Source organism: Cnuella takakiae, assembly GCF_001953305.1.
Classification (GTDB): Bacteria; Bacteroidota; Bacteroidia; order Chitinophagales; family Chitinophagaceae; genus Flavisolibacter; species Flavisolibacter takakiae.
Genome location: NZ_MTFE01000010.1, coordinates 2,144,865 through 2,168,793 on the forward strand (window position 1 = coordinate 2,144,865; position 23,929 = coordinate 2,168,793).

Annotated in this window: 19 protein-coding genes; 18 read left to right on the forward strand and 1 reads right to left on the reverse strand. The window is 53.0% G+C overall.

Features of this window, described 5'->3' with window-relative positions:
- The first annotated feature begins 6 nt into the window (after positions 1-6).
- From BUE76_RS09445 to BUE76_RS09515, 15 genes are all read left to right on the forward strand, one after another.
- A complete protein-coding gene (locus BUE76_RS09445) occupies positions 7-1,332 on the forward strand; it encodes a UDP-glucose dehydrogenase family protein (RefSeq protein WP_073042324.1) in 1,326 nt (441 codons plus the stop codon).
- Positions 1,332-2,312: a UDP-glucuronic acid decarboxylase family protein gene (locus tag BUE76_RS09450; RefSeq protein ID WP_073042323.1), complete on the forward strand. Its 981-nt coding sequence runs from the start codon at positions 1,332-1,334 to the stop codon at positions 2,310-2,312. Before BUE76_RS09445 ends, BUE76_RS09450 begins: the two co-directional genes overlap by 1 nt.
- 92 nt (positions 2,313-2,404) lie before the next feature.
- The gene (locus BUE76_RS09455; protein ID WP_073042322.1) at positions 2,405-3,694 is read left to right on the forward strand and encodes a nucleotide sugar dehydrogenase; all 1,290 of its coding nucleotides are present in this window, start codon (positions 2,405-2,407) and stop codon (positions 3,692-3,694) included.
- Between the two features lie 2 nt (positions 3,695-3,696).
- Positions 3,697-4,251: a dTDP-4-dehydrorhamnose 3,5-epimerase gene (gene rfbC / locus BUE76_RS09460; protein WP_073042321.1), complete on the forward strand. Its 555-nt coding sequence runs from the start codon at positions 3,697-3,699 to the stop codon at positions 4,249-4,251.
- Positions 4,252-4,253: 2 nt separating this feature from the next.
- Positions 4,254-5,117, forward strand: a complete 864-nt coding sequence (rfbD, locus tag BUE76_RS09465; RefSeq protein WP_073042320.1) for a dTDP-4-dehydrorhamnose reductase — start codon at positions 4,254-4,256, stop codon at positions 5,115-5,117.
- Positions 5,118-5,275: 158 nt separating this feature from the next.
- A complete protein-coding gene (locus BUE76_RS09470; protein ID WP_073042319.1) occupies positions 5,276-6,901 on the forward strand; it encodes a sensor histidine kinase in 1,626 nt (541 codons plus the stop codon).
- 431 nt (positions 6,902-7,332) lie between these two features.
- Positions 7,333-8,451, forward strand: coding sequence for an NAD-dependent epimerase/dehydratase family protein (locus BUE76_RS09475; RefSeq protein WP_073042318.1), 1,119 nt, complete (start codon positions 7,333-7,335; stop codon positions 8,449-8,451).
- A gap of 20 nt (positions 8,452-8,471) precedes the next feature.
- Positions 8,472-9,608 carry an SDR family NAD(P)-dependent oxidoreductase gene (locus tag BUE76_RS09480; protein ID WP_073042317.1) on the forward strand — a complete coding sequence of 379 codons (1,137 nt, stop codon included), beginning with the start codon at positions 8,472-8,474 and terminating at the stop codon, positions 9,606-9,608.
- Complete coding sequence (locus BUE76_RS09485; RefSeq protein ID WP_073042316.1) at positions 9,605-10,558, forward strand: MDR/zinc-dependent alcohol dehydrogenase-like family protein; 954 nt, start codon at positions 9,605-9,607, stop codon at positions 10,556-10,558. Before BUE76_RS09480 ends, BUE76_RS09485 begins: the two co-directional genes overlap by 4 nt.
- 104 nt (positions 10,559-10,662) lie before the next feature.
- Positions 10,663-11,661 (forward strand): Gfo/Idh/MocA family protein, encoded by a 999-nt coding sequence (locus BUE76_RS09490; RefSeq protein ID WP_073042315.1) that lies wholly within the window; start codon positions 10,663-10,665, stop codon positions 11,659-11,661.
- Entirely contained in the window at positions 11,651-12,751 is a 1,101-nt protein-coding gene (locus BUE76_RS09495) for a glycosyltransferase family 4 protein (RefSeq protein WP_083596464.1), read from the forward strand. The genes BUE76_RS09490 and BUE76_RS09495 overlap by 11 nt, the downstream gene beginning before the upstream one ends.
- Before the next feature lie 4 nt (positions 12,752-12,755).
- Positions 12,756-13,895 carry a CgeB family protein gene (locus tag BUE76_RS09500; protein ID WP_073042314.1) on the forward strand — a complete coding sequence of 380 codons (1,140 nt, stop codon included), beginning with the start codon at positions 12,756-12,758 and terminating at the stop codon, positions 13,893-13,895.
- Positions 13,896-13,986: 91 nt separating this feature from the next.
- Positions 13,987-15,072, forward strand: coding sequence for a CgeB family protein (locus BUE76_RS09505; RefSeq protein ID WP_073042313.1), 1,086 nt, complete (start codon positions 13,987-13,989; stop codon positions 15,070-15,072).
- A 121-nt stretch (positions 15,073-15,193) separates the two neighbouring features.
- On the forward strand, positions 15,194-16,297 hold the full coding sequence (locus BUE76_RS09510) for a CgeB family protein (protein WP_073042311.1): 1,104 nt from the start codon (positions 15,194-15,196) through the stop codon (positions 16,295-16,297).
- On the forward strand, positions 16,258-17,097 hold the full coding sequence (locus BUE76_RS09515; protein WP_073042309.1) for a TIGR04290 family methyltransferase: 840 nt from the start codon (positions 16,258-16,260) through the stop codon (positions 17,095-17,097). The genes BUE76_RS09510 and BUE76_RS09515 overlap by 40 nt, the downstream gene beginning before the upstream one ends.
- 579 nt (positions 17,098-17,676) lie before the next feature.
- Here the strand turns inward: BUE76_RS09515 and BUE76_RS09520 are convergent.
- Entirely contained in the window at positions 17,677-18,705 is a 1,029-nt protein-coding gene (locus tag BUE76_RS09520) for a LacI family DNA-binding transcriptional regulator (RefSeq protein ID WP_073042307.1), read from the reverse strand.
- A 231-nt stretch (positions 18,706-18,936) separates the two neighbouring features.
- Between BUE76_RS09520 and BUE76_RS09530 the strand changes: the two genes are divergently transcribed.
- The 3 genes from BUE76_RS09530 to BUE76_RS09540 all read left to right on the forward strand — a co-directional run bounded on the left by BUE76_RS09530 (position 18,937) and on the right by BUE76_RS09540 (position 23,925).
- Positions 18,937-19,794, forward strand: a complete 858-nt coding sequence (locus BUE76_RS09530) for an SDR family NAD(P)-dependent oxidoreductase (RefSeq protein WP_317041369.1) — start codon at positions 18,937-18,939, stop codon at positions 19,792-19,794.
- A gap of 65 nt (positions 19,795-19,859) precedes the next feature.
- Positions 19,860-20,690, forward strand: a complete 831-nt coding sequence (gene kduI, locus BUE76_RS09535) for a 5-dehydro-4-deoxy-D-glucuronate isomerase (protein WP_073042303.1) — start codon at positions 19,860-19,862, stop codon at positions 20,688-20,690.
- Positions 20,691-20,724: 34 nt separating this feature from the next.
- Complete coding sequence (locus tag BUE76_RS09540; RefSeq protein WP_216820646.1) at positions 20,725-23,925, forward strand: SusC/RagA family TonB-linked outer membrane protein; 3,201 nt, start codon at positions 20,725-20,727, stop codon at positions 23,923-23,925.
- Positions 23,926-23,929: the final 4 nt, after the last annotated feature.

A 23,929-nucleotide genomic window follows, 5' to 3' on the forward strand; every position in this document is an offset into this window, starting at 1 on the left:
AACCAAATGAAAATCGCTGTTGTTGGCACGGGATACGTGGGCCTGGTAACAGGTACCTGCCTTGCTGAAACCGGAAACACCGTTACCTGCGTGGATATTGATCAACGCAAAGTGCAAAAACTCCAGTCTGGACAAATCACCATTTACGAGCCAGGACTGGAAAAACTTTTCGATCGTAACCTGAAAGAAGAGCGCCTGCTCTTCACGACCTCCCTTGCTGATGGTATCAAAGACGCGGAAATCATCTTCCTTGCCCTGCCCACCCCTCCGGGTGCGGACGGATCTGCCGACCTGCGTTATGTGCTGGGTGTGGCAGACGATATTGGTAAACTGCTCCAGGACTATAAAGTTATCATCGATAAGAGCACCGTACCCGTTGGTACGGCCGAAAAGGTACATGCTGCCATTGCCGCCAACTACAAAGGCGAGTTCGATGTAGTGTCCAACCCCGAGTTCCTGCGCGAAGGCGTGGCCGTGGACGACTTCATGAAGCCCGACCGGGTGGTGATTGGTACTACATCGGAACGTGCACAAAAGCTGCTCACCGAGCTTTATGCTCCCTATGTGCGCCAGGGTAACCCCTTGATTTTCATGGATGAGCGCTCGGCTGAACTGACCAAGTATGCCGCCAACTCCTTCCTGGCTACCAAAATTTCGTTCATGAACGAGATTGCGCAGCTTTGCGAAAGGCTGGGTGCTGATGTGGATATGGTACGCCGCGGTATCGGCTCCGATGATCGTATTGGCAAGCGTTTTCTCTTCCCCGGTATTGGCTACGGCGGCTCCTGCTTTCCCAAGGATGTGCAGGCCCTGGTACATTCTTCGGGCGAGGCGGATTACGACTTTAAGATCCTCAATGCAGTGATGGAAGTGAATGAAACCCAAAAGCGCCACCTGGTAAGCAAAATTAAAGCTTACTACGAAGGTGGGCTTACCGGTAAGCACTTTGCACTGTGGGGTTTGGCTTTCAAACCCAATACCGATGACATCCGTGAGGCACCAGCCCTGGAAATCATTGATGCGCTGGTGGAAGCAGGTGCTACCGTAACTGCTTTCGACCCTGAGGCAATGAACAATGTGCGCGGTGTAATTGGCGATAAGATCCAGTACGCCGAGACTACTTACGATGCACTGGAAGGCGCTGATGCGCTGATCATTGCAACGGAGTGGAACGAGTTCCGCACCCCTGATTTTGACAAAATACTGGCAACGCTGAAGGAGCCTGTGGTGTTTGACGGCCGTAACCTCTTTGAGGTGCAGCACATGTACGAAAAAGGCTTCCATTATGAAAGCATTGGCCGTCCGCTGATCCAACTCCCTAAAATAGTATAATGGCTAAACGTATCCTTATAACCGGTGGCGCAGGCTTCCTGGGTTCCCACCTGTGCGACCGGTTTATAGGAGAAGGGTATCATGTTATTGCTATGGACAACCTGATAACAGGTGACATGCGCAACATTGAGCACCTTTTATCCTTACCCAATTTCGAGTTCTACCACCACGATGTCACCAAGTTCATTCACCTGCCTGGTGAACTGGACTACATCCTGCACTTTGCCTCGCCGGCATCGCCCATCGACTACCTGAAGATTCCCATTCAGACCTTGAAGGTTGGTGCCATGGGCACACACAACTGTCTGGGTTTGGCAAAAGCCAAGCGGGCCCGCATCCTGGTGGCATCTACATCTGAAGTGTATGGCGATCCGCTGGTGCACCCGCAAACCGAAGAGTACTGGGGTAATGTAAACCCGGTAGGTCCGCGCGGTGTGTACGATGAAGCCAAACGCTATCTGGAAAGCATCACCATGGCTTACCACAACTTCCATGGAGTGGAAACCCGCATCATCCGCATCTTTAACACCTATGGTCCGCGTATGCGGCTCAACGACGGCCGTGCACTACCCGCCTTTATCGGCCAGGCACTCCGTGGCGAAGACCTGACCGTGTTTGGCGATGGTTCGCAAACCCGCTCTTTCTGTTATGTGGACGACCTGGTAGATGGCATCTACCGCCTGCTGCTGAGCGATTACCACCTGCCGGTAAACATCGGTAACCCCAGCGAAATTTCGCTGCTGGACTTTGCCGAAGAGGTGCTGGCACTTACCGGTGGCGAGGTAGGTATCACCTTCAAACCCCTGCCGGCCGATGATCCCAAACAGCGCAAGCCCGATATCACCAAGGCTCGCGAGATCCTCGGTTGGGAACCCAAGGTGGGCCGCAAGGAAGGACTCCGGAGGACTTTTGAGTACTTCAAAACCCTGCCTTCCGAAGAGTGGAGCCGCCAGCCCAAAGAATTCGTTAGTATGAAATAATCTAAACCCTGTATGCGGGCACGAGCCTGTGTACAGGGTTTTTAATTACTCCTTAACCCTACACCCCTTGAAAACGCAATTGTTCGCCCCCTATGTACCAAGCATTGTTGAATGGCAGGCAAAAGCTTGCTGTTATTGGCCTCGGCTATGTGGGGTTACCCATAGCCCTTGAATTTGCACGCAGGCTACCCGTCATCGGGTTTGATATCGATCCCCAACGCATCCACCTCATGCAGCAGGGCATTGACCCCAGTAAGGAAATTGACCCCGAGGCTTTGCTGGAGTGCAATATCCAGTTTACCTGCAGCCAGGCCGACCTGAAAGCGGCCAGTTTCTACATCGTTGCCGTTCCCACCCCTGTAGATGAATGCAATCTCCCCGACCTAAGGCTGCTGAAAAAAGCTGCCGCCACCATTGGCCATTGTATTAAGAAGGGAGATTACGTAGTATTTGAATCCACCGTTTATCCCGGTTGTACAGAAGAAGTTTGCCTGCCTATTATTGAACAGATTTCAGGACTGCGTTGCGGTACCGATTTTAGTTTGGGCTATTCACCTGAACGGATCAACCCGGGCGATAAACGCCATACCCTTGCTAACATTACCAAAGTCGTATCGGCAAATAATGCTGAAGCAATGGAAGTTATTGCGCAGGTCTATGCACTGGTTGTAAAAGCGGGAGTACACAAAGTCAGCAGCATTAAAGTGGCAGAAGCGGCCAAGATCATTGAGAACACCCAGCGCGACCTCAACATCGCATTGATGAACGAACTGTCGATGATTTTTGACCGCATGGGTATTGATACCTACGAGGTGCTTGAAGCTGCCGGCACCAAGTGGAACTTTGTAAAGTTCAGTCCCGGCCTCGTAGGCGGTCACTGCATTGGCGTTGATCCCTATTATCTTACTTACAAGGCCAGCAAGTTAGGTTATAATTCAAAAGTGATCCTGGCAGGCCGTGATACCAATGATAATATGGCTGCCTACCTGGTGCGCAAACTGATACAACACATTATACGCAATGTAAAAGAGGTGAAAAGCGCAAGGGTATTGGTGATGGGCGCCACTTTCAAGGAAAACATTGCCGACATCCGGAATTCAAAAGTGGCTGATGTGGTAAAAGAACTGAAAGACTTTTCCCTGCAGGTAGATGTACTTGACCCCTATGCAAGTACCGATGCAGTACAGCAGGAGTATGGCTTTGGCCTGGCTTCCGCTGCTGAAGGCTTGTATGATGCAGTAGTTATTTCTGTTGCGCATGAGCAGTATAATGTGCTTGACGATGCTTATTTTGCAGCCATCACCAACACCAACGCCCTGGTTGCTGATGTAAAAGGAATGTACCGGGGTAAAATAAAAAGCAGATCCTACTGGAGTTTTTAGTTATGCAATTTGAAACATGTCATATCCCCGGCCTGGTCATTGTAACGCCCAAAGTTTTCAGTGACAGCAGGGGCTTCTTTTTTGAAGCTTACAACCGCAAACCATTCGAAGAAGCCGGCATCACTGCCAACTTTGTACAAGACAACCAATCGCAATCAAGCTATGGCGTGATCCGTGGTTTGCATTTTCAACGCAACCCTTTTGCACAGTCCAAACTGGTGCGGGTATTACAGGGAACCATCCTGGATGTAGGAGTTGATATCCGCGAAGGCTCGCCAACTTTCGGCCAGCATTTTTCCATTGAGCTGTCTGCCGAAAACAAAAAGCAACTATTCCTCCCCGCAGGTTTTGCCCATGGCTTTTCGGTACTTAGCGAAACTGCCATTGTTGCCTACAAATGCGATAATTATTACAGTAAAGAAAGCGAAGGCGGCATCCGTTATGATGATCCTGAGCTGGCTATAGACTGGAAAATCGATCCGGCAAAAGCCATTGTTTCCGGTAAGGATCTTGAACTGCCGCTGCTTTCCGAATCCTTTGCAAATTTCACCTACTAACCATGAAGATTTTGATCACCGGCGGTGCCGGCCAACTGGGCCAGGCTTTCCAGCAACTGGCTGCCGCACACCCTCACCATCAATTTATTTTTACCGACCGCACAGAACTCGACATCACCGATGAAGGCGCTGTAGATAAAATGCTGCGCGAAACAGGTGTTGAAGCCCTGGTAAACTGCGCTGCTTATACCGCTGTTGACAAAGCCGAGACCGATGTGGAGTTGGCTTATGCCATCAATGCTACAGCTGCCGGTGTGCTGGCCCGTGCCTGTGCCGCTACAGGTGTGCAACTGGTGCACGTTTCAACCGACTATGTTTTTAATGGTGCAGGCAAAGAACCCTACCGCGAAAACGATCCGGTAAGCCCGGTGAGCGTGTATGGTGCCTCCAAGCAAATGGGCGAAGCCGAAGTGCTGGAGGCGAACAAAGATGCGGTGATCATCCGTACCTCCTGGGTGTATGCACCTTTTGCCAACAACTTTGTAAAAACCATGCTGCGCCTGATGCAGAGCCGCCCCGAGATCGGCGTAGTGGCCGACCAGTTTGGCTCGCCCACCAATGCCCTTGACCTTGCAGCAGCCATTTTACAGGTGCTGGATAGCGGCACCAGGCAAGGTGGCATTTTCCACTTCAGCAACGAAGGCGTTATCAGCTGGTATGATTTCGCGCTGGCCATCAGGGACCTGAGCGGATTGGACTGCCAGGTAAAACCCCTCACCACTGCCGAATACCCTACTCCTGCAAAAAGGCCTGCCTACTCAGTGATGGACAAAACCAAGATCCAGGAAGTTTACGGCATAAGGCTAAAACCCTGGAAGGAGAGCCTGGCAGCATGCCTCGAACAACTGGCTACTGTCAAAGCCTGATATTTTGTGAGAAAGGGAGCAGGGAAATTCAGGAAACCTGCTCCCTTTTTTCTTTGTTGCTCTGTGGATCTTGGTCATGAACTGAGTTGGGTTGTCAGGGAAACTAAATGAAGGTACAAGCCTCAAATGTTCTATCTTGACCCTTCCTTACCACCCTTATGAATCAAGCCTTTGATTTTTTCAGAAAACTGCTGGATACTTCTGACTGGCCACCCCGTTGGCATTGCGGTAAGTGGACGGAATTTCATGGCTGGTTATACATCATCAGCGACCTGCTGATATGGTCGGCATATTTTGCCATTCCGCTGATCATCCTGAAGTTTGTTTCGCGCCGTTCCAAGGCGCGTTTTGTAAGGGCTTATTTTTTATTTGCTGCGTTTATACTTGCCTGTGGTTCCACCCACCTGTTGGATGCCATTACTTTTTGGTACCCTGCCTATCGCCTCAATGCACTGGTGCGCCTTATCACTGGTGTCGTTAGCTGGGCTACCGTTTTTTACATGATCCGCATCATGCCTGAGGCCATGACCCTCAAATCAAACGAGGAACTGGAAAAGGAGGTGCAGGAGCGGCGGAAAGTAGAATCCGAGTTGCGTTTTGCAAACCAGCAATTGGAAACCGCGCAAGCCATTGCCAACATGGGCAACTGGCAATGGGACATTGCAAGCGACAAGGTTACCTGGTCGGTAAAGTTGTACGAGATATTTGGCCAGGAAAAAGGTACGGAAATCAACTTCGAGTCTTACCTCCAGTACATTCACCCGGACGACCGCGACCGCGTGAGCAACCTGGTAAAGGAAGCCTTGCGCACCACGCATTTTCCCAGTTTTTACCACCGCATTCAACAAGACACAGGTCCGGAGAAAATCATCCTGGCCAAAGGAGAGGTGCTGGTGAATGAAGCCGGTCGGGTTATCGGAATGGTAGGTACCGCACAGGACGTAACCGACCAGCAAAAGGCGCAACAAGACCTCATAGAAAAGACCCAAGCACTGGAAGTCACCAACACCGAGTTGCAACGATTTGCATATGTGGCCTCCCACGACCTGCAGGAGCCGCTGCGCAAGATTCTCACTTTTGCTTCACTGCTGCAAAAAGAATCATTTGGTACTTTTGATGAACGCAGCGCCCTCTATATTCAGAAGATTGTACAGTCAACCGGAAGGATGCAGCACCTGATTGAAGACATCCTCCAGTTTTCGAGCATTAAGGATAAAAAGCAAGGATTTATTCCCCTCGACCTGAATGCTGTTTTGCAGCAGGTTTTGTCCGATATGGAAGTGATGATTGAACAATCGGGCGCCGAGATTACCTGGAAAGACCTGCCCAAGGTGGAAGGCAATCCTTCGCAACTGGGCCAGCTGCTGCAAAACCTGCTGACCAATGCCATTAAGTTTGTAAAACCCGGTGAAGCACCACGCATCGAAATTTTTTGCGAACAGTTGAACGCAGCAGCATTGGAACAAGATCCTTCTTTCCGGGCTTATTTGTCGGTATTGCAGGTAAGTGAGCCTTTGTGGCAACAAATAGACTTTGTGCTGGTGCATGTTCGCGATCATGGCATTGGCTTCGATATGGCCTACTACGATAAGGTTTTTGAAATCTTCCAGCGCCTGCATCCTGGCCATGAGTACGGCGGCACAGGCATTGGACTGGCTATCTGCAAACGCATCATAGAAAACCACCACGGTTTTATTTCGGCTCAAAGCAAGGAAGGCCAAGGTGCCACCTTCTCTTTCCTTTTGCCCGTTTCGCAACGCCATTTCTCTTTAGCTGGTTTATGAAAAAGCGGGTCTTTATAAAAAAGCCATTTGTTCACTTCCGTTATATACACCCGAATTTTGAACAGTTAGTGGGGAAATCATTCAACAGTTGTTTGACTGCGGGCTGAATTAACCTGCGTTTTTTTTCAACATAATCTGTGCTTGTTCTTCTTTTACACACAGTTTTCCCACACCTTTCTGAATTTTCCTACACTGTATCGTATGCAGGCTGTGCAAGCCTTAAAGGCAGGCAGCATCATCAAAGTAGAAGCTACAAAGCTATTTTGATGATTCTAATGTTTGCGCTTCAGGTTGTTTGCCGTCCCCTGCAGACCTGAAGCAATGGATTTTATCAACCCCGCAGTTCTTTTCAAAGGCTCATCATTAAACCGATACAGCCGGGCAGTGGAACAATTTTTTATGTACCCATCAACACATCAACATAGCGGTACATGAACAAAAAAATTCTGATCACCGGTGGTGCAGGCTTTATAGGCTCGCACCTTACCGATGAGTTGCTCGACAAAGGTTACCAAGTCCGGATCCTCGATAATCTTAGCGAACAGGTACATGGCCCCAATGCAGGCAGGCCCGAGTACCTGAACCCGGAGGCGGAGTTGATGGTAGGTGATGTACGCGACCCCGAGGCGGTGGCCAAAGCACTGAAAGGCGTAGATGCCGTGTACCACTATGCTGCCATGGTTGGCGTTGGGCAAAGCATGTACGAGATCAGGGAGTACACCGATGTAAACAATATGGGTACAGCCGTGCTGCTGGAAGCCCTGATCAAAAACCCCGTTGAAAAACTGGTGGTGGCCTCCAGCATGAGCATTTATGGGGAAGGTTTGTACAAGGACTATGAAGGCAATATCCAGGCAGGCATGGAGCGCAAGCTCGACCAGCTGAAGCAGGGCCGCTGGGAAGTGTACGACAGCGAAGGCCGCGAGCTGAAGCCTTACCCTACACCCGAATCAAAAACACCCACCCTGTCATCGGTATATGCCCTCAGCAAGTACGACCAGGAGCGCCTCTGCCTGATGGTGGGCAAGGCCTACAATATTCCTACTGTTGCCCTGCGCTTTTTCAACGTGTACGGCACCCGCCAGTCGCTGAACAATCCCTACACCGGGGTGCTGGCCATCTTTGCCTCGCGTTTCCTCAACAATAATGCACCGATGATCTTCGAGGACGGCATGCAGCAGCGCGACTTTGTGAGCGTGCTGGACATTGCCCTTGCTTCAAGGCTGGCCATGGAAGTACCAGCAGCTGCCGGTGAAGTATTCAATATTGGCAGCGGCAATGCATATACGGTGCGCGAAATTTCCGCCAAGCTGGCCAAGGTGCTGCGCAAAGACGATATCCAGGCTGATATCAACGGCAAGTACCGCGTAGGCGATATACGCCACTGCTTTTCCGATATTTCCAAAGCCCGGAAAATACTGGGTTACGAGCCGCAGGTTGCACTTGAAGACGGGCTGATGGAACTGGCCCTCTGGCTGGAAACCCAAACCGCCGAAGACCGTGTGAACGAAGCCAGCCGTGAACTGGCTGCACGCGGACTGACTGTTTAACCCTTTAACCCCGAAGCAAGATGAAAGATAATAGTAACAACAACAGGGCGGCAGGAGCTACTACTGGCAAGGAACCTTATGTACTGATTACAGGTGGTGCCGGCTTTGTGGGCGTGAACCTGGCGCACCGCCTGCTGCAACAGGGTAAAAGGGTGATGGTGTTTGATAACCTGAGCCGCAAAGGCGTAGAGCAAAACCTGGAATGGCTGCAACAGCAACACGGCGATGCGCTGCAGGTAATGATTGCGGATATCCGTAACCGGGAGGCCGTGCAACAGGCAGTTGCCGGTGCGGAACAGGTATATCATTTTGCCGCACAGGTAGCGGTAACCACCAGCCTGGAAGATCCTTTTCACGATTTTGAAGTAAACGCATTGGGTACCCTCAACCTGCTGGAAGCCATCCGGCATTCGGAGTCCAAACCCACCTTGTTGTTTACTTCTACCAATAAAGTTTACGGCGACCTAGAAGACATCGGCATGGCTGCCCGTGCTACCCGCTACGAACCCAAGGATGCTTACTACCGCGCCAATGGCATCAACGAGCTGCGCAACCTCGATTTCCACAGCCCCTATGGTTGTACCAAGGGTGTTGCCGATCAGTACATCCTCGATTATGCCCGCACTTTTGGTTTGAAGACCGTAGTGTTTCGCATGAGCTGTATATACGGTCCGCACCAGTTTGGCACCGAAGACCAGGGCTGGGTTGCCCACTTCCTGATCCAGGCGCTAAAAGAAAAACCCATCACCCTGTATGGTGATGGCAAACAGGTTAGGGATATCTTGTTTGTGGAGGACCTTGTGGATGCCTTCCTGCTGGCGCAGGAAAATATCGATACCATTTCAGGGCATGCCTTCAACATGGGCGGTGGCGTAAACAATACCGTGAGCCTGCTGGAACTTATTGATATGATCGGAACAGTGTCGGGTAAAAAGCCGCAGGTTTTCTTTGAAACATGGCGTCCCAGCGACCAGAAATACTATGTTTCCGACTTCAGCCGCTTTAGTGCTGCCACCGGCTGGGCGCCCCGTTATGGAACCCGCGAAGGCGTGCAGCTGCTGAGCGAATGGCTGCAGCAAAATGCCGTTGCACCTACTGTAAAGAAAAATGCCAAAACCATTGTGAACACCACCAACCTGGAGACCATCGATAAATGAGAGCCGCCGTTTTATCGCAACCCCGAACCATCAACTTACAGGAAGTAGACTTACCCCAAATCAAACCCGGCGAAGTACTGATCCGAGTAGAAGGATGTGGTGTGTGCTCCTCCAGCCTGCCCCTTTGGGAAGGCCGCGAGTGGTTTCAGTACCCCTCCGAACCCGGCTCGCCCGGCCATGAAGGCTGGGGCATTGTTGAAGCCGTAGGCTCCGATGTGCAAAAGGCCCGGGCCGGCGATCGGGTGGCTTTCCTTTCCTACCATGCCTACGCCGATTACGATGTGGCTGGTGAGGCTTCTTTTATCACCCTGCCCAAAGAGCTGGAAGGCCAGCCTTTCCCCGGCGAGCCGCTGGGGTGCGCCCTCAATATCTTTGAGCGCAGCGATGTAAAGGCGGGCGACACGGTTGCCATCATCGGTACGGGTTTTTTGGGAGCGCTGCTGTGCCAGCTGGCCAAGGAGCGCGGAGCCAAAGTGATCGCCGTTTCGCGCAGGGCCTTTTCGCTTGATTATGCCCGCCGCTTTGGTGCCGATGAAGTAGTGCCCTTAACCAGCACCTGGGAAACCGCCAACAAGATCGGTGAGATCACCCGCGGTGCCGGCTGCAGCCGGGTAATAGAAGCTACCGGCAAGCAGGAAGCCATCGACCTGGCAACAGAAATCGTTGCCGAGTACGGCCGCATCATCATTGCCGGCTACCACCAGGACGGGCTCCGCCAGGTGAACCTCCAGAAATGGAACTGGAAGGCCATCGACGTCATCAATGCCCATGAACGCGACCCACGCAAATACCTCGATGGCATGGAGGCCGCAGTAGCTGCCGTGGTAAGTGGCCGCATCAACCCCGCTACGCTGTATACCGACAGCCTCTCGCTGGAGCAGCTGAATAAAGGCTTTGAACTGACCGCCAACCGCCCGGAAGGCTTTATGAAGGCATTGATCAGGATGTAATTATTTGAACCACGGAGACAGTTGCGGCACAGAGAAACACAGGAAAACTGTGAAACGCTGTGTACTCCCTGTCTCCGTGGTTCCCCAACCACCATACAACTAAGATGGAAACCCTTTTACTGACAAAACCCAAGCTGGCCTTTGCCGGTGTTGGCTGGATCGGGAGGCACCGCATGCAGGCCGCCCTGGAAAGCGGTCTGGCTGATATAGCCCTGGTATCTGATCCTTCGGAAGCCTGTATCTTGGAAGCTTCCAAACTGGTACCGGATGCCGCTGCTGCGCACAGCTTTGATGCGGCCATCACCGAAGGCATTGATGGGGTAGTGATTGCCACGCCCAGTGCCCTTCACCGCGACCAGTCGGTAGCTGCATTTGCAGCAGGTAAAGCTGTTTTTTGCCAAAAACCCTTGGGCCGCAACGCTGCTGAAGTGTGCGAGGTGGTGGAGGCCGCCGCCAAAGCCAACCGCCTCCTTGGTGCTGATTTCTCCTACCGGTACACCGCAGCTTTCCAGGCCATCCTGCCCATCCTACAATCAGGTGAGCTGGGTGATATCTTTCACGTGGACCTGAAGTTTCACAATGCCTATGGCCCCGACAAGCCCTGGTTTTTTGACAAACAACAATCGGGCGGCGGCTGTGTGCTTGACCTTGGTATCCATCTTGTGGACCTATTGCTGTATGCGCTCAATTTTCCTGAGGTGTCCAGCGTCCACAGTCAACTGTATGCAAAAGGTAAAAAGCTGTCGGGAGCCAATGAAGTGGAAGACTTTGCCAACGTGAGCATGCAACTGGCAACAGGCGCATCCGCGCAACTGGCATGCTCCTGGAACCTGCAGGCAGGATGTGAAGCTGTGATTGAGGCATCCTTTTATGGTACCAATGGTGGCGTAGCGCTGAAAAATATCGGCGGTTCGTTTTATGATTTCGATGCCTACCGGTTTTGGGGTACCAAATGCGAAACCCTGGTATTGCCCCCCGACGAGTGGGGAGGCCGGGCCCTGGTGCGCTGGATCGAACAATTGGCCGGCAACCCCGCATTTGACCAACAGGCATACCAATTCATCCAATCGGCCGCTGTGCTGGATCGTATTTATGAACAATGAGCAAGCGATACCATTTTCTGTGCTGATGACGGCCGACACCGTTGGCGGCGTGTGGACCTATTGCATGGAGTTGTGCGCAAGCCTGTCACAGGTGACATTTCACCTGGTTACGGCCGGGGCACCTTTACAACCCGACCAGGTGAAAACGGCGGCTTCGCTTTCCAACGTGGTGTTGTATGATACCTCCTACAAACTTGAGTGGATGGACGACCCCTGGCAGGACATCGATGCCTCCGGTGAATGGTTGTTGCAACTGGAACAGGAACTGCAACCCAACCTCGTGCACCTGAACAGCTTTGCCTATGCCGGTCTGCCTTTCAATGCACCCAAGCTGGTGGTAGCTCATTCTGATGTTTTTTCCTGGTGGCAATCGGTGAAAGGAACCTTGCCGGGCCATGAATGGTCGGAGTATTTCAGCAGGGTAAAGCTGGGGTTGGAAAGTGCCGACCTGGTGGTAAGTCCAACAAGGGCTTCCCTGGCGTTGATGCAGCAACTTTTTGGGTTTGAAAATGAAACCCGGGTAGTGCACAATGGCCGTCATACGGTGATGTTTCATAACGGCATCAAACAGCCACAAGTAATGGCCATGGGCCGTATGTGGGACGAAGCCAAGAACCTGCACCTGGTGCTGGAGGCAGCCCCGCATATGCAGTGCGGGGTAAAAATTGCCGGTGATCTGCATTTTGAAAATAATACCACCGACCTGGGTGGGCAGACTGTTCAATACCTGGGAAGGCTGTCGCCGGCTGCAGTAGCGGCTGAGTTGGCAACTACCTCGGTGTATGTATTGCCGGCACGCTACGAACCCTTTGGCTTATCGGCCCTGGAAGCAGCACTGAGCGGGTGCGCGCTGGTGTTGTCCAGCCTGCCTACCCTCCACGAACTGTGGGGTGATGCTGCCTTGTATGTAGACCCTGACGATGCCATCAGCCTGGCATGTGCCGTCAACGAGTTGGTATCGCATCCTGTTTTGTTGGACGCCATGGCAGCCAAGGCAAGGGAACGCGCCCTGCAGTTTTCGGCATACCAGATGGGTCAGGAATATTTGTCCCTCTATCGAACCTTAACCAAGCAAGTAATACCGAACTGAAACCATGAAGATTATACTGTTTTACCATTCCCTGCTTTCCGACTGGAACCATGGCAACGCTCATTTTTTGCGGGGCGTGGTTACCGAATTGCTGGAAAGAGGAAATGAAGTGGTGGTGTACGAACCACAAAACAACTGGAGTCTTTCCAACCTGCTCAAAGATCATGGCGAGCAGGGCCTGGCCGATTTTAGCGCGTATTATCCTTTGCTGAAAACCAGTTTTTACGACCCTGCCACCATCAACCTGGAAGCAGTGTTGGCGGGCGCCGACTTGGTTATTGTACACGAATGGAATGAGCATGCCCTGGTTAAAGCCATTGGCGAACTCCGGACGAAAAAAGATTTTCGCTTACTCTTTCACGATACCCACCACCGTGCGGTTACGGAGCGCAGCAGCATGGCGCAGTACGACCTGTCGCACTACGATGGCGTGCTGGCATTCGGCAACGTGATCCGCGATATTTACCTGCAGGAAGGCTGGGCACAAAAAGCCTGGACCTGGCACGAAGCGGCTGATACCCGCATCTTTCATCCCCTCGTGGAAAAGGCCTACGAAGGCGACCTGGTATGGGTAGGCAACTGGGGCGATGACGAGCGAACCAAGGAACTGTTCGAATTCTTGATCAACCCTGTGAAAGAACTGGGCCTGAAGGCTACCATCTATGGTGTGCGCTATCCCGATCATGCCCTTAAAGCCCTTGCTGATGCGGGCATCACCTATGGCGGCTGGCTGCCCAATTACAAGGCGCCTGAGGTTTTTGCCAAATACCGTTTTACCGTGCATGTGCCCCGCAGGCCCTACGTGGAAGCGCTGCCCGGTATTCCCACTATCCGGCCTTTTGAAGCCCTTGCCTGCGGCATCCCGCTCATTTCCGCGCCCTGGGAAGATGCCGAGGGTTTGTTTACACCCGGTGAAGACTTCCTGGTGGCCAACAACGGTGAGGAAATGAAAACCCAGATGCAGCAGCTGCTCACCGATCACGACCTGGTGCGCCGGCAAACCGTCCATGGCTTACAAACCATTCAAGACCGGCACACCTGTGCACACCGCGTAGACCAGCTTTATGCTATTTGCCAGGAACTGCAGGTGGGCAATCTTGCAGCAGAACAAACAACTATTTTGACGATGGACGAGAGACCATAGACCATGGTTGTCCGTCGTCTGTCGTCCGTTGTCTTTTCACTATGGTCCATCGTCTATCGTCCATAAACTATTAACCCTCAACCCCCGCTCCATGAAATTTGCATTCTTCGGCTCCAGCCTTGTATCGGCCTACTGGAATGGCGCCGCTACCTATTACCGCGGCATCATCAAGGCCATGCACCGACGCGGCCACCAGGTAATATTTTACGAACCCGATGCGTATGACCGCCAAAAGAACCGCGATATCCCCGATCCGGAATATGCTACCGTAAAAGTGTATGCGCCAACGGAAGCTGCCGTATCCGAAGCTTTGGAAGACGCCCTCCACGCAGATGTGATTGTAAAAACCAGCGGGGTAGGGGTGTTTGACGAACTGCTGGAAAAAGAAGTACTCCAACTAAAGCTGAAAGGCAAATTCGTGATCTTCTGGGATGTGGATGCGCCTGCAACCCTCGACCGGGTGCAGTACGGCGATGAGGATTATTTCAAAGCACTGATCCCGCAGTACGACCTGATCCTCACCTACGGAGGCGGCGACCCGGTGGTGAATGCCTATAAAAGCTTTGGTGCCCGCAAATGCGTACCCATTTACAATGCCCTCGACCCCGATACCCATCACCCGGTGGAAAAGGAAGAACGCTTTGGTGCCGACCTGGCCTTCCTGGGCAACCGCCTGCCCGACCGCGAAAAGAGGGTAGAAGACTTTTTCCTGGCCGTGGCGGCTGCCATGCACGATCAACAGTTTATCCTGGGTGGAAATGGCTGGCAGGACAAACCCATGCCTGCCAACGTGCACTACTTGGGTCATGTATTCACCCGCGATCACAATGCCCTGAACTGTTCGCCCAAGGCAGTACTCAATATCAGCCGCGACAGCATGGCCAAGTACGGTTTTTCGCCCGCCACCCGTGTGTTTGAAGCCGCCGGTGCCGGTGCCTGTATCATCACCGATTACTGGGAAGGCATTGACTTTTTCTTCGAGCCCGGTAAAGAAATACTGGTTGCCAAAAGCGGGGACGAGGTAAAAGAAATCCTCTCCGGTCTCAGCGATGAAAAAGCAAAAGCCATTGGCGATTCGGCCTTGCAAAAAGTACTGGCCAAACACACTTACGACCAGCGGGCAGTGGAACTGGATGCATTGTTGCAAAAGGAACTGGCGCTGCCAGAAAATTATTGATTATTGGATTATTGATTATTGGTCTTGCTATCAGCAGCTGTCTTTCCAATAATAAATAATTAATAATCAATAATCTTTCACCCTCGTTCTCAACCTAACCCTCACCCTAAACCTAACAAACTTGCAACCCCTCAACATAGTCATCCTCGGCCTATCCATCACCTCCGCATGGGGTAATGGCCATGCCACTACCTTCCGCGGGCTGGTACGCGAGCTGCACCGCAATGGGCACCGCGTGAGTTTCCTCGAAAGGGACGTGCCCTGGTATGCTTCCAACCGCGACCTGCCCCAGCCGCCTTACTGTACCACTATTTTATACCAGGACCTCGAAGAACTGAAATCCCGGTACGCATCGCTTGTGGGCTCGGCCGACCTGGTGATCGTTGGCTCCTACGTTCCCGAAGGTGTGGCCGTAGGACAGTGGGTGGTGGATACAGCAGAAGGCGTCACGGCATTTTACGACATCGACACCCCAGTTACTTTGGCCAAACTGGAGCGGGAAGACTACGAGTACCTCCACCCGCACCTGATTGCGCAATACGACTTGTACCTGTCCTTTACCGGCGGGCCAACCCTGCAAAGGTTGGAGGATGTATTTGGCTCACCCATGGCGCGGGCATTTTACTGTTCCTTTGATCCGGAACTGTATTTCCCCGAAGCACAGCGCAACCAGTGGGACCTGGGTTACCTGGGTACCTATAGCGACGACCGCCAGCCGCCGCTGCAAAAGCTGATGCTGGATGCAGCAGCGCAGTGGGAAACCGGCCGCTTTGTAGTGGCAGGCCCGCAATACCCGGCGAGCATCACATGGCCGCAAAATGTGCAGCGCATTGAGCACCTGCCGCCGGCACAACACCGCGCATTTTACAACAGCCAGCGTTTTACCCTCAATATCACCCGGGCCGATATGATCCGGGCGGGCTATTCGCCCAGCGTGCGCCTCTTTGAAGCGGCTGCCTGCGGCACACCCATCATCAGCGATTACTGGGAAGGCATCGACAGCATCTTCCAAATAGGTACGGAAATTTTAATCAGTCACTCGGCGCAGGACACCCTGCGCTACCTGAATGAAATTTCGGAGGAAGAACGCATCGCCATCGGTGAAAGCGGCCGCAAGAAAGTGCTGGCAGCCCATACCGCCGCACACCGCGCAACAGAATTGGTAACTTATTACAACGAAGCATTATGCAGGAAGCAACAAGCCGTACCGGCGAAGGAGGTATAGAAGAGCAGGTAAAAACATTAGGTCCCTGGTTTCACAACCTGCACCTGCCGGCTGGCGTGCAAACGGCACCGCACCATCCTTTTGGCGACTTCCCTTCCTTCAAGTGGAAGGACTTACAGGGAAGCATACCCGAAAACCTGGAAGGCTGGTCGGCACTGGATATTGGCTGCAATGCTGGCTTCTATACGTTCGAGCTGGCCAAGCGGGGCGCCCATGTGCTGGGTATCGACCTCGACCCGCACTACCTCAAACAGGCACAGTGGGCCGCACAGCAATTGGGCTTGGAACATAAAACAGAGTTCCGGCAAATGCAGGTATACGACCTGGCCCACCTCGACCAGCGTTTTGACCTGATCATCTTCATGGGCGTATTTTACCACTTGCGATACCCGGTGCTGGCACTGGATATTGTTACCCAAAAGCTGAACAAGTTGCTGGTCTTTCAAACCCTTACCATGCCCGGCGAGGAAGTGTACCCCGCACCACCTGATATGAGCATGGACGACCGGCAGGCTATGCTAGAGGAAGGTTGGCCCAAGATGGCCTTTATTGAACACAAGTTGGCAGGCGATGTTACCAACTGGTGGGCGCCCAACCATGCGGGTATCGAAGCCATGCTCCGTACCTGCGGTTTGAATATCATCAGCCATCCCGGTCACGAGATGTACCTGGCCGAGCCGGCATCGGACCGCAAAAGTGTGGTGAATGGTTGGAACGGGTCGGAGTACCTATCTGCAATTGGTAAAAACTGGAGCGAGGCCGCCAAAGCAAAAGTTGAGCATAAGCCGTTGGAAAGGTGAGGGCGGGAGGAAAGTTACAGGATGCAGGATGCAAGTTGCAGGTTCCCGTTTGCCGGTAGCCGTTTGTTTATTTCCGGTTGCGGTTGGTTGTAGGCGGTTGGTTGCACCTAGGGAGCAATCATTTAAGTTAGCATAACAACCTGCATAGATTAGCGGCCCCTAATTAAAAAGCCCGTAGGACTTCAATGTAAATAGCCGCCGGTGCAACCGGCGGATGTAATTATCGATATCATTATATCAAACAACCCCGTAGGGGTTGAATCTCTCAGCATGGAAGGTTCAACCCCTACGGGGTTGTGCATTTGGAATTCAGCCGACGCCTTGTTTCCCGCCGGTTACACCGGCGGCTATTCAGATTGAAGCCCTATGGGCTTTTTCCAACTTCAACTCCAGTCGAATTACCAAACACTTAAACCCTAAACCCCTAACAACTCCCAACCTTTGACTCCAAACCCCTAACACTTAACTCCAAACTCCAACCTTCTGCCCCAAAAAACTAACACCTAACTCCAAACTCCTAACACCTAACGCTAAACGCCAAACTCTGGCCAACCAACTAAAAACCAAAAACTCAAATCCTCACTTCATTTTCATCGACGACTCCCGGATGATCAACTCCGTATCCAGCACCTTGTTCTGGAACTCGGTAACCGGTCTTTTGCTTTCAATCATCTGGATCAGCAGCTCGGTGGCCGATTGCCCGATTTCAAAGGCGGGCTGGCGCACCACGGTCAGGCTGGGGGCAAAGAGGTCGCCTACCTGGGTATTGGTAAAACCGGTAAAACCAATATGCCTTTGTGGGTTCAACCTTTTCAGCAACCCAAAACAGGTCATGGTGAGGCGGTCGCCGGCGGTGAAGATGGCATCGGGGCTGTTCTTGCCTTTGAATAGGCTGTTAAGGGCATCTTCCACTTCATCCTGTATCATGCCGCCGTGGGGGCAGTTGCGCAACAGGCTTTCTTCGAAAGGCAGGTGGTATTTGGCCAGTGCATCTTTATAACCTTCCAACCTTTCGCGGGTAATGGAGAGGTGGGGCGAGGAGGTGAGGTGGGCAATACGGCGGTAACCCTGTTGCAACAGGTGCTCCGTTGCCTGGAAAGAACCGAGGTAGTTGTTGGCCACCACCGTATGGGTGATGATCTCCTGCGTCACCCGGTCGAAGAACACCATGGGAAGCCCTTTGTCGTGCAGTTCTTTCAAAAAGGATAGATCAACTGACTCGCTCGACAGCGATACCAGCAGCCCGTCCACACCGCGTGCTGCCATGTGTTGGATGTTCACTTTTTCCCGTTCGCCTGACTCGTGGCTTTGGCTGATGGTAACGTGGTAGCCCCTGTTGTAGGCAATACTTTCAATGCCATTGATGGCCTGCGAAAAAAAGTTGTTGGCAATTTCGCTTACCACCACGCCCAGCGAGCGGGTGCGTCTTTCTTTCAAGGAAAGAGCAATGGGGTTGGGGCGGTAGTTGATTTTTTCTGCATATTCCAACACCTGCTTTTTGGTTTCGGCGCTGATCTCGAAACTGCCGCGCAGGGCCCTGGAAACCGTGGAGGTGGAGAGGTTCAGTGCTTTGGCGATGTCTTTGATGGTGGCGCTTTCAAACTTCATATTGGAATTATAGCCTGCTAAAAATAGGGGGTTAAAAGTACCATTTTTTGTCCCGATGCAATGCACAAGGAGACATTAGCATGTTTCGAAGCTTTGTGGGGGCACAAACTGCGGCGGTTACCGCAAACAAAGGCTACACTGCCCAAGGCAACCACCAAAAAAACGAAAGGCAGCCAAAGCAAAGCAATCGTTATCGGCATCGTTTGCGTAAAAAAATAGCCGGCACCTTGCATGGCTGCACCCGAAATGGGGGTAGTCTTGCCAACGCTACGGGTAGGTACAGGATGGTTTAAAACCTACCCGCCGCTGCCATTTATGACTGCCATTAATACTGCCTTGTTCGATCTGACAGGTAAAAAAGCGATTGTTACCGGTTGCAGCCGCGGCATTGGCCAGGCTATGGCCGTTGGTCTTGCCGAAGCCGGCGCCGACATCATCGGCGTTAGTTCTTCCCTCCAACCAGATAGCGCAACCGAAAATGCGGTAAAGGCTACAGGCCGCCAGTTTTGGGGCTATGCCGCCAACCTCGAAGACCGCACCGACCTCTATTCCTTTCTCGAAAAAGTACAAACCGACCACCCCGCAATTGATATCCTGGTAAACAATGCCGGTACCATCATGCGCGAACCCGCCGCCAGCCACAGCGATGCCTACTGGGACCGCGTGCTGGCCATCAACCTCGATGCACCTTTCCTGCTTTCCCGCGAAATTGGCCGCAGCATGATCGAAAGGGGCGGAGGCAAGATCATCTTCACCTGCTCCCTGCTTTCCTTCCAGGGAGGTATCAATGTGCCGGGATATGCTGCCAGCAAGGGCGCTCTTTCCAGTTTGGTAAAAGCGCTGGCCAACGAATGGGCCGGCAAGGGTGTGAATGTAAACGGCATTGCACCCGGCTATATTTCCACCGATAATACCGAAGCCCTGCGCAACGACCCCTTGCGCAGCAAAAGCATCCTCGACCGCATCCCTGCCAATCGCTGGGGCGATCCCGAAGATTTTAAAGGGCCTACAGTTTTCCTGTGCTCCAAAGCCGCCGATTATGTTCACGGCACCATCCTCACCGTAGACGGTGGTTGGATGGGCAGGTAAAAGCGGGTCTTTTACCGAAAACAAAATTTCCCCGCATCATTATCCACTAGTTTGCTTTTTCAATCATGACCGAAATATTTGCTTGCAGCCCCCGTGAAGTAAAAGGAATGGACACTGCCGCCCTGCGCGAATCCTTCCTGCTTGAAGATCTTTTTGCCCCCGCACAAATCCAGTTTACCTATACCCACTACGACCGCATGATTGTGGGCAGCGCCCTGCCTACCGATGCGCCCCTGACCCTGGGTAATTACGATCCCCTCAAGGCCCAGTACTTCCTGGAGCGTCGCGAGCTGGGTATCATCAACATTGGTGGCAAGGGTACTGTTACCGCCGATGGACAAACCTATGAGCTCAGTAAGCTCGATTGCCTTTACCTGGGCAAGGGCACTAAGGACGTACAGTTTGCCAGCGCCGATGCCGCCAACCCTGCAGCCTATTACCTCCTGTCGGCGCCCGCACATGCCGCTTACCCCAACACGCTGATGACCGCTGCCGGTGCTGCCCCCGTACAACTGGGCACCGTTGCCACCAGCAACCAGCGCACCATTTACAAATACATCCATGAAGACGGTATTGCCAGCTGCCAGCTGGTGATGGGCCTCACCGTGCTGGAGCCCGGAAGCGTGTGGAACACCATGCCCGCGCATACCCACAACCGCCGCATGGAAGCCTACCTCTACTTCGACCTGGCTGCCGATAGCCGTGTCTTTCACCTCATGGGACAGCCCTCCGAAACCCGTCACCTTGTTGTAGCCGACCGGCAGGCTATTGTTTGCCCGCCCTGGTCCATCCACTCGGGTTGCGGCACCGCTGCCTACTCCTTTATCTGGGGAATGGCCGGCGAGAACAAAGCCTTCACCGATATGGATCCCGTAACCTTCGAACAACTGCGTTAATCCTTTTATTCTACACTAAAACTGGGCTTGTTATATGAAGATGAGAGCATGTCTCACGCTATTGGTATGCCTATTCGGTACCATGGCATGGAGCCAGAACCGGCAGATTTCCGGCCGGATCCTTTCCGACAGCACCCGCGATGGCATTGCGGGCGCAACTGTTACCCTCAAGGGAACTAAAACCGCTACTGCCTCCGATGGCAATGGCAACTACCGGATCAGCATACCCGTAAATGGTTCGGCTACCCTCCAGTTCAGCTCGGTGGGTTATACGGCAAAAGAAGTAAGCGTAGGTACCAAAACCACGGTTGATGTAACCCTTTCCGCAGCATCGGCCAGCACCATGGGCGATGTGGTGGTAATTGGCTACCAGGCCGTACGCCGAAAGGATGTTACCGGTTCGGTATCATCGGTTACTGCAAAACAAATTAAAGACGTTCCCCTCGCCAGCGCGGCCCAGGCCATCCAGGGCCGCCTAGCCGGTGTGCAGGTGGTTAGCTCCGAAGGTGCGCCCGGTGCAGACATCATTGTCCGGGTTCGTGGTGGTAGCTCTATTACCCAGGACAATGCGCCCCTATACATCGTAGATGGTGTGCAGGTGGACAATGCCCTTTCGGTAATTGCCCCCCAGGACATCGCATCTATTGATGTGGCCAAAGACGCTTCCACTACTTCTATCTATGGTGCCCGTGGTGCCAACGGTGTGGTGTTCATCACCACCAAGGGTGGCCGCTCGGGTAAAACACAGGTGGCTTATAACGGTACCTTCGGCTGGAGCCAGCTGCGCAACAAGATGGACGTGATGAGTCCCTACGACTTCGTGATGTGGCAGTATGAGCGCAGCCGCGGATCGGTTGCCGACAGCACCGATTTTGCCCGTACCTATGGTACTACCTGGGATACACTTTCCAATTACAAAAACATTGCAGGCATCAACTGGCAGGACCAGGTGTTTGGCCGCCGCGCCAATTTCCAGAACCACAACGTATCGATGAACGGTGGCAATGCCAACACTACCTTCAGCCTGAGCCTCACCGCCAACAAAGAGCAGGGCATCCTGCTGGAGTCGGGCTTCGACCGCAAGATTGCCAACTTTAAGCTGGAGCACAAGCTGTCTGACAAGTTCCGCGTAGGTGTCAACATGCGCTACCTCGACCAGAACATCGCTGGCGCCGGTACCTCCAACAGCGGTTCGCGCACCACCAACCGCCTCCGTCACGCCATTACCTACCGTCCTTTTGAAATTGCAGCTGCCAACGGTGGTATCGACGATTTCGACGAAGCGTATTTCCTGGCTTCTTCCGGTGCCATCAACCCCGTGTTGCTCACCCGCGCCGAGTACCGCAACCAGAAGTCGCGTGCAGCTTACCTCACCGGCTTTATCAACGTAACGCCTTTCCGCAACGTGACCTTCCGTTCTACGGTTGGGTACGACAACACCAATATCCAGCAGGACCAGTTTTACAGCAAGATCACCAGCACGGCACGCAACTATGCTTCCCTGCCGGTGGCTTCCATTGGCCAGCAGCAAAACAGCACGCTGAACAACTCTAACACCCTGCAGTATGCGCTGAATGATTTTAAAGGCAGCCACGACTTCAGCGTACTGGTTGGCCAGGAGATCGTAGAGCGCAAGGGCAACAGCAACTACGTGGAAACCCGTTTCTTCCCTGCTGATATCAGTTCGGAAAAAGCCCTTGCCAATATGGGTCTGGGTTCGGCGCCCACCGGCTCGCAGCAGCCCCTGCCCACATCGGGCATCAACGTGCCTTACCGTCTTGCTTCTTATTTCAGCCGCCTCAACTATAGCTTTGAAGACAAGTACCTGCTGAACCTGAACGTTCGTTCCGACCGCTCCAGCAAGTTCAACCCCACCAATGGCAACCTGGTATTCCCTTCGGGTTCTGTTGCCTGGCGTTTGTCGAAAGAGGCGTTCATGAAAAACCTGCCTTGGGTTTCGGATGCTAAAATCCGCTTTGGTTATGGCGCCGTGGGCAACGACCGCATCGGCGACCTGCTGTACATGCAACTGTATGGTGTAACCGGCCAGTATGCGTTCAACCACAGCATCGTTCCCGGCTTTGCACCTACCGCACTGGCCAACCCCGACCTGCGTTGGGAAACCAATATCACCCGCAACCTGGGTGCCGACCTGGCTTTCCTGCAGGGCCGTATCAGCCTGACAGTGGATGCGTATAAAAATACCGCCGACAACCTGCTGCTGGCATTTGCCATCCCGCCCACATCGGGTTACTCTTCGCAGATCCGCAACATGGGCGCTACCGAAAACCGTGGTTTGGAATTCCAGCTGAATGCCACCCCGGTACAGAATAAAGCCTTTACCTGGAACTCCAACTTCAACATCGCCTTCAACCAGAACAAGCTGGTAAGCCTGGGTGGTCCGCAGTCGCTCACCATCTCTTCGGGATGGCAGGGCTCTGATGGTGTGGATGACTACCTGGTGGAAGTGGGCCGTCCCCTGGGCCTGATGTATGGTTTTGTAACCGATGGGTATTATAAAGTGGAAGACTTCGACTACAACGCCACTACCCAAGCCTATACCCTCAAAACTGGTATCGCTTCCAATGGCGTTTATGGTACCCCGCAGCCCGGTATGCTGAAGTGGAAAGACCTTGATGGCGACGGTCAGATCACTGCCGACAAAGACCGGAAGGTGATTGGCAATGCCAACGCCAAGTTCACCGGCGGCTGGAACAACCAGTTCAGCTACCGCAACTTCGACGCGAGCATCTTCGTGAACTTCTCTGTAGGCAACGATATTTACAATGCCAACAAACTGGAATGGACCGATGGCGCATTCTCCAACCTGAACACGCTGTCGATCATGAAGAACCGCTTTACCAATATCAACGCCAACGGTCAAAGGGTTACCGACCCCACCGAGCTCACCAAGCTCAATGCCAATGCACAGATCTGGACCCCCGTGCGGGTACAGCGCTACTGGCTGCACTCCTGGGCTGTGGAAGACGGCTCTTACCTGCGCATCAACAACGTAACCCTGGGATATACTTTGCCTGCAAAGCTCACCAAGCCTGCCAGGATCAGCAGCCTGCGGGTATTTGCTACGGCCAACAACCTGGCTGTATTTACCAAGTACAGTGGTTACGACCCCGATGTAACGGCACGCCGCTCCAACCCCCTCACACCGGGTGTTGACTTCGCTGCCTACCCCCGTTCCACCACCTTTGTTTTTGGTGCCAACGTAAACTTCTAATCCT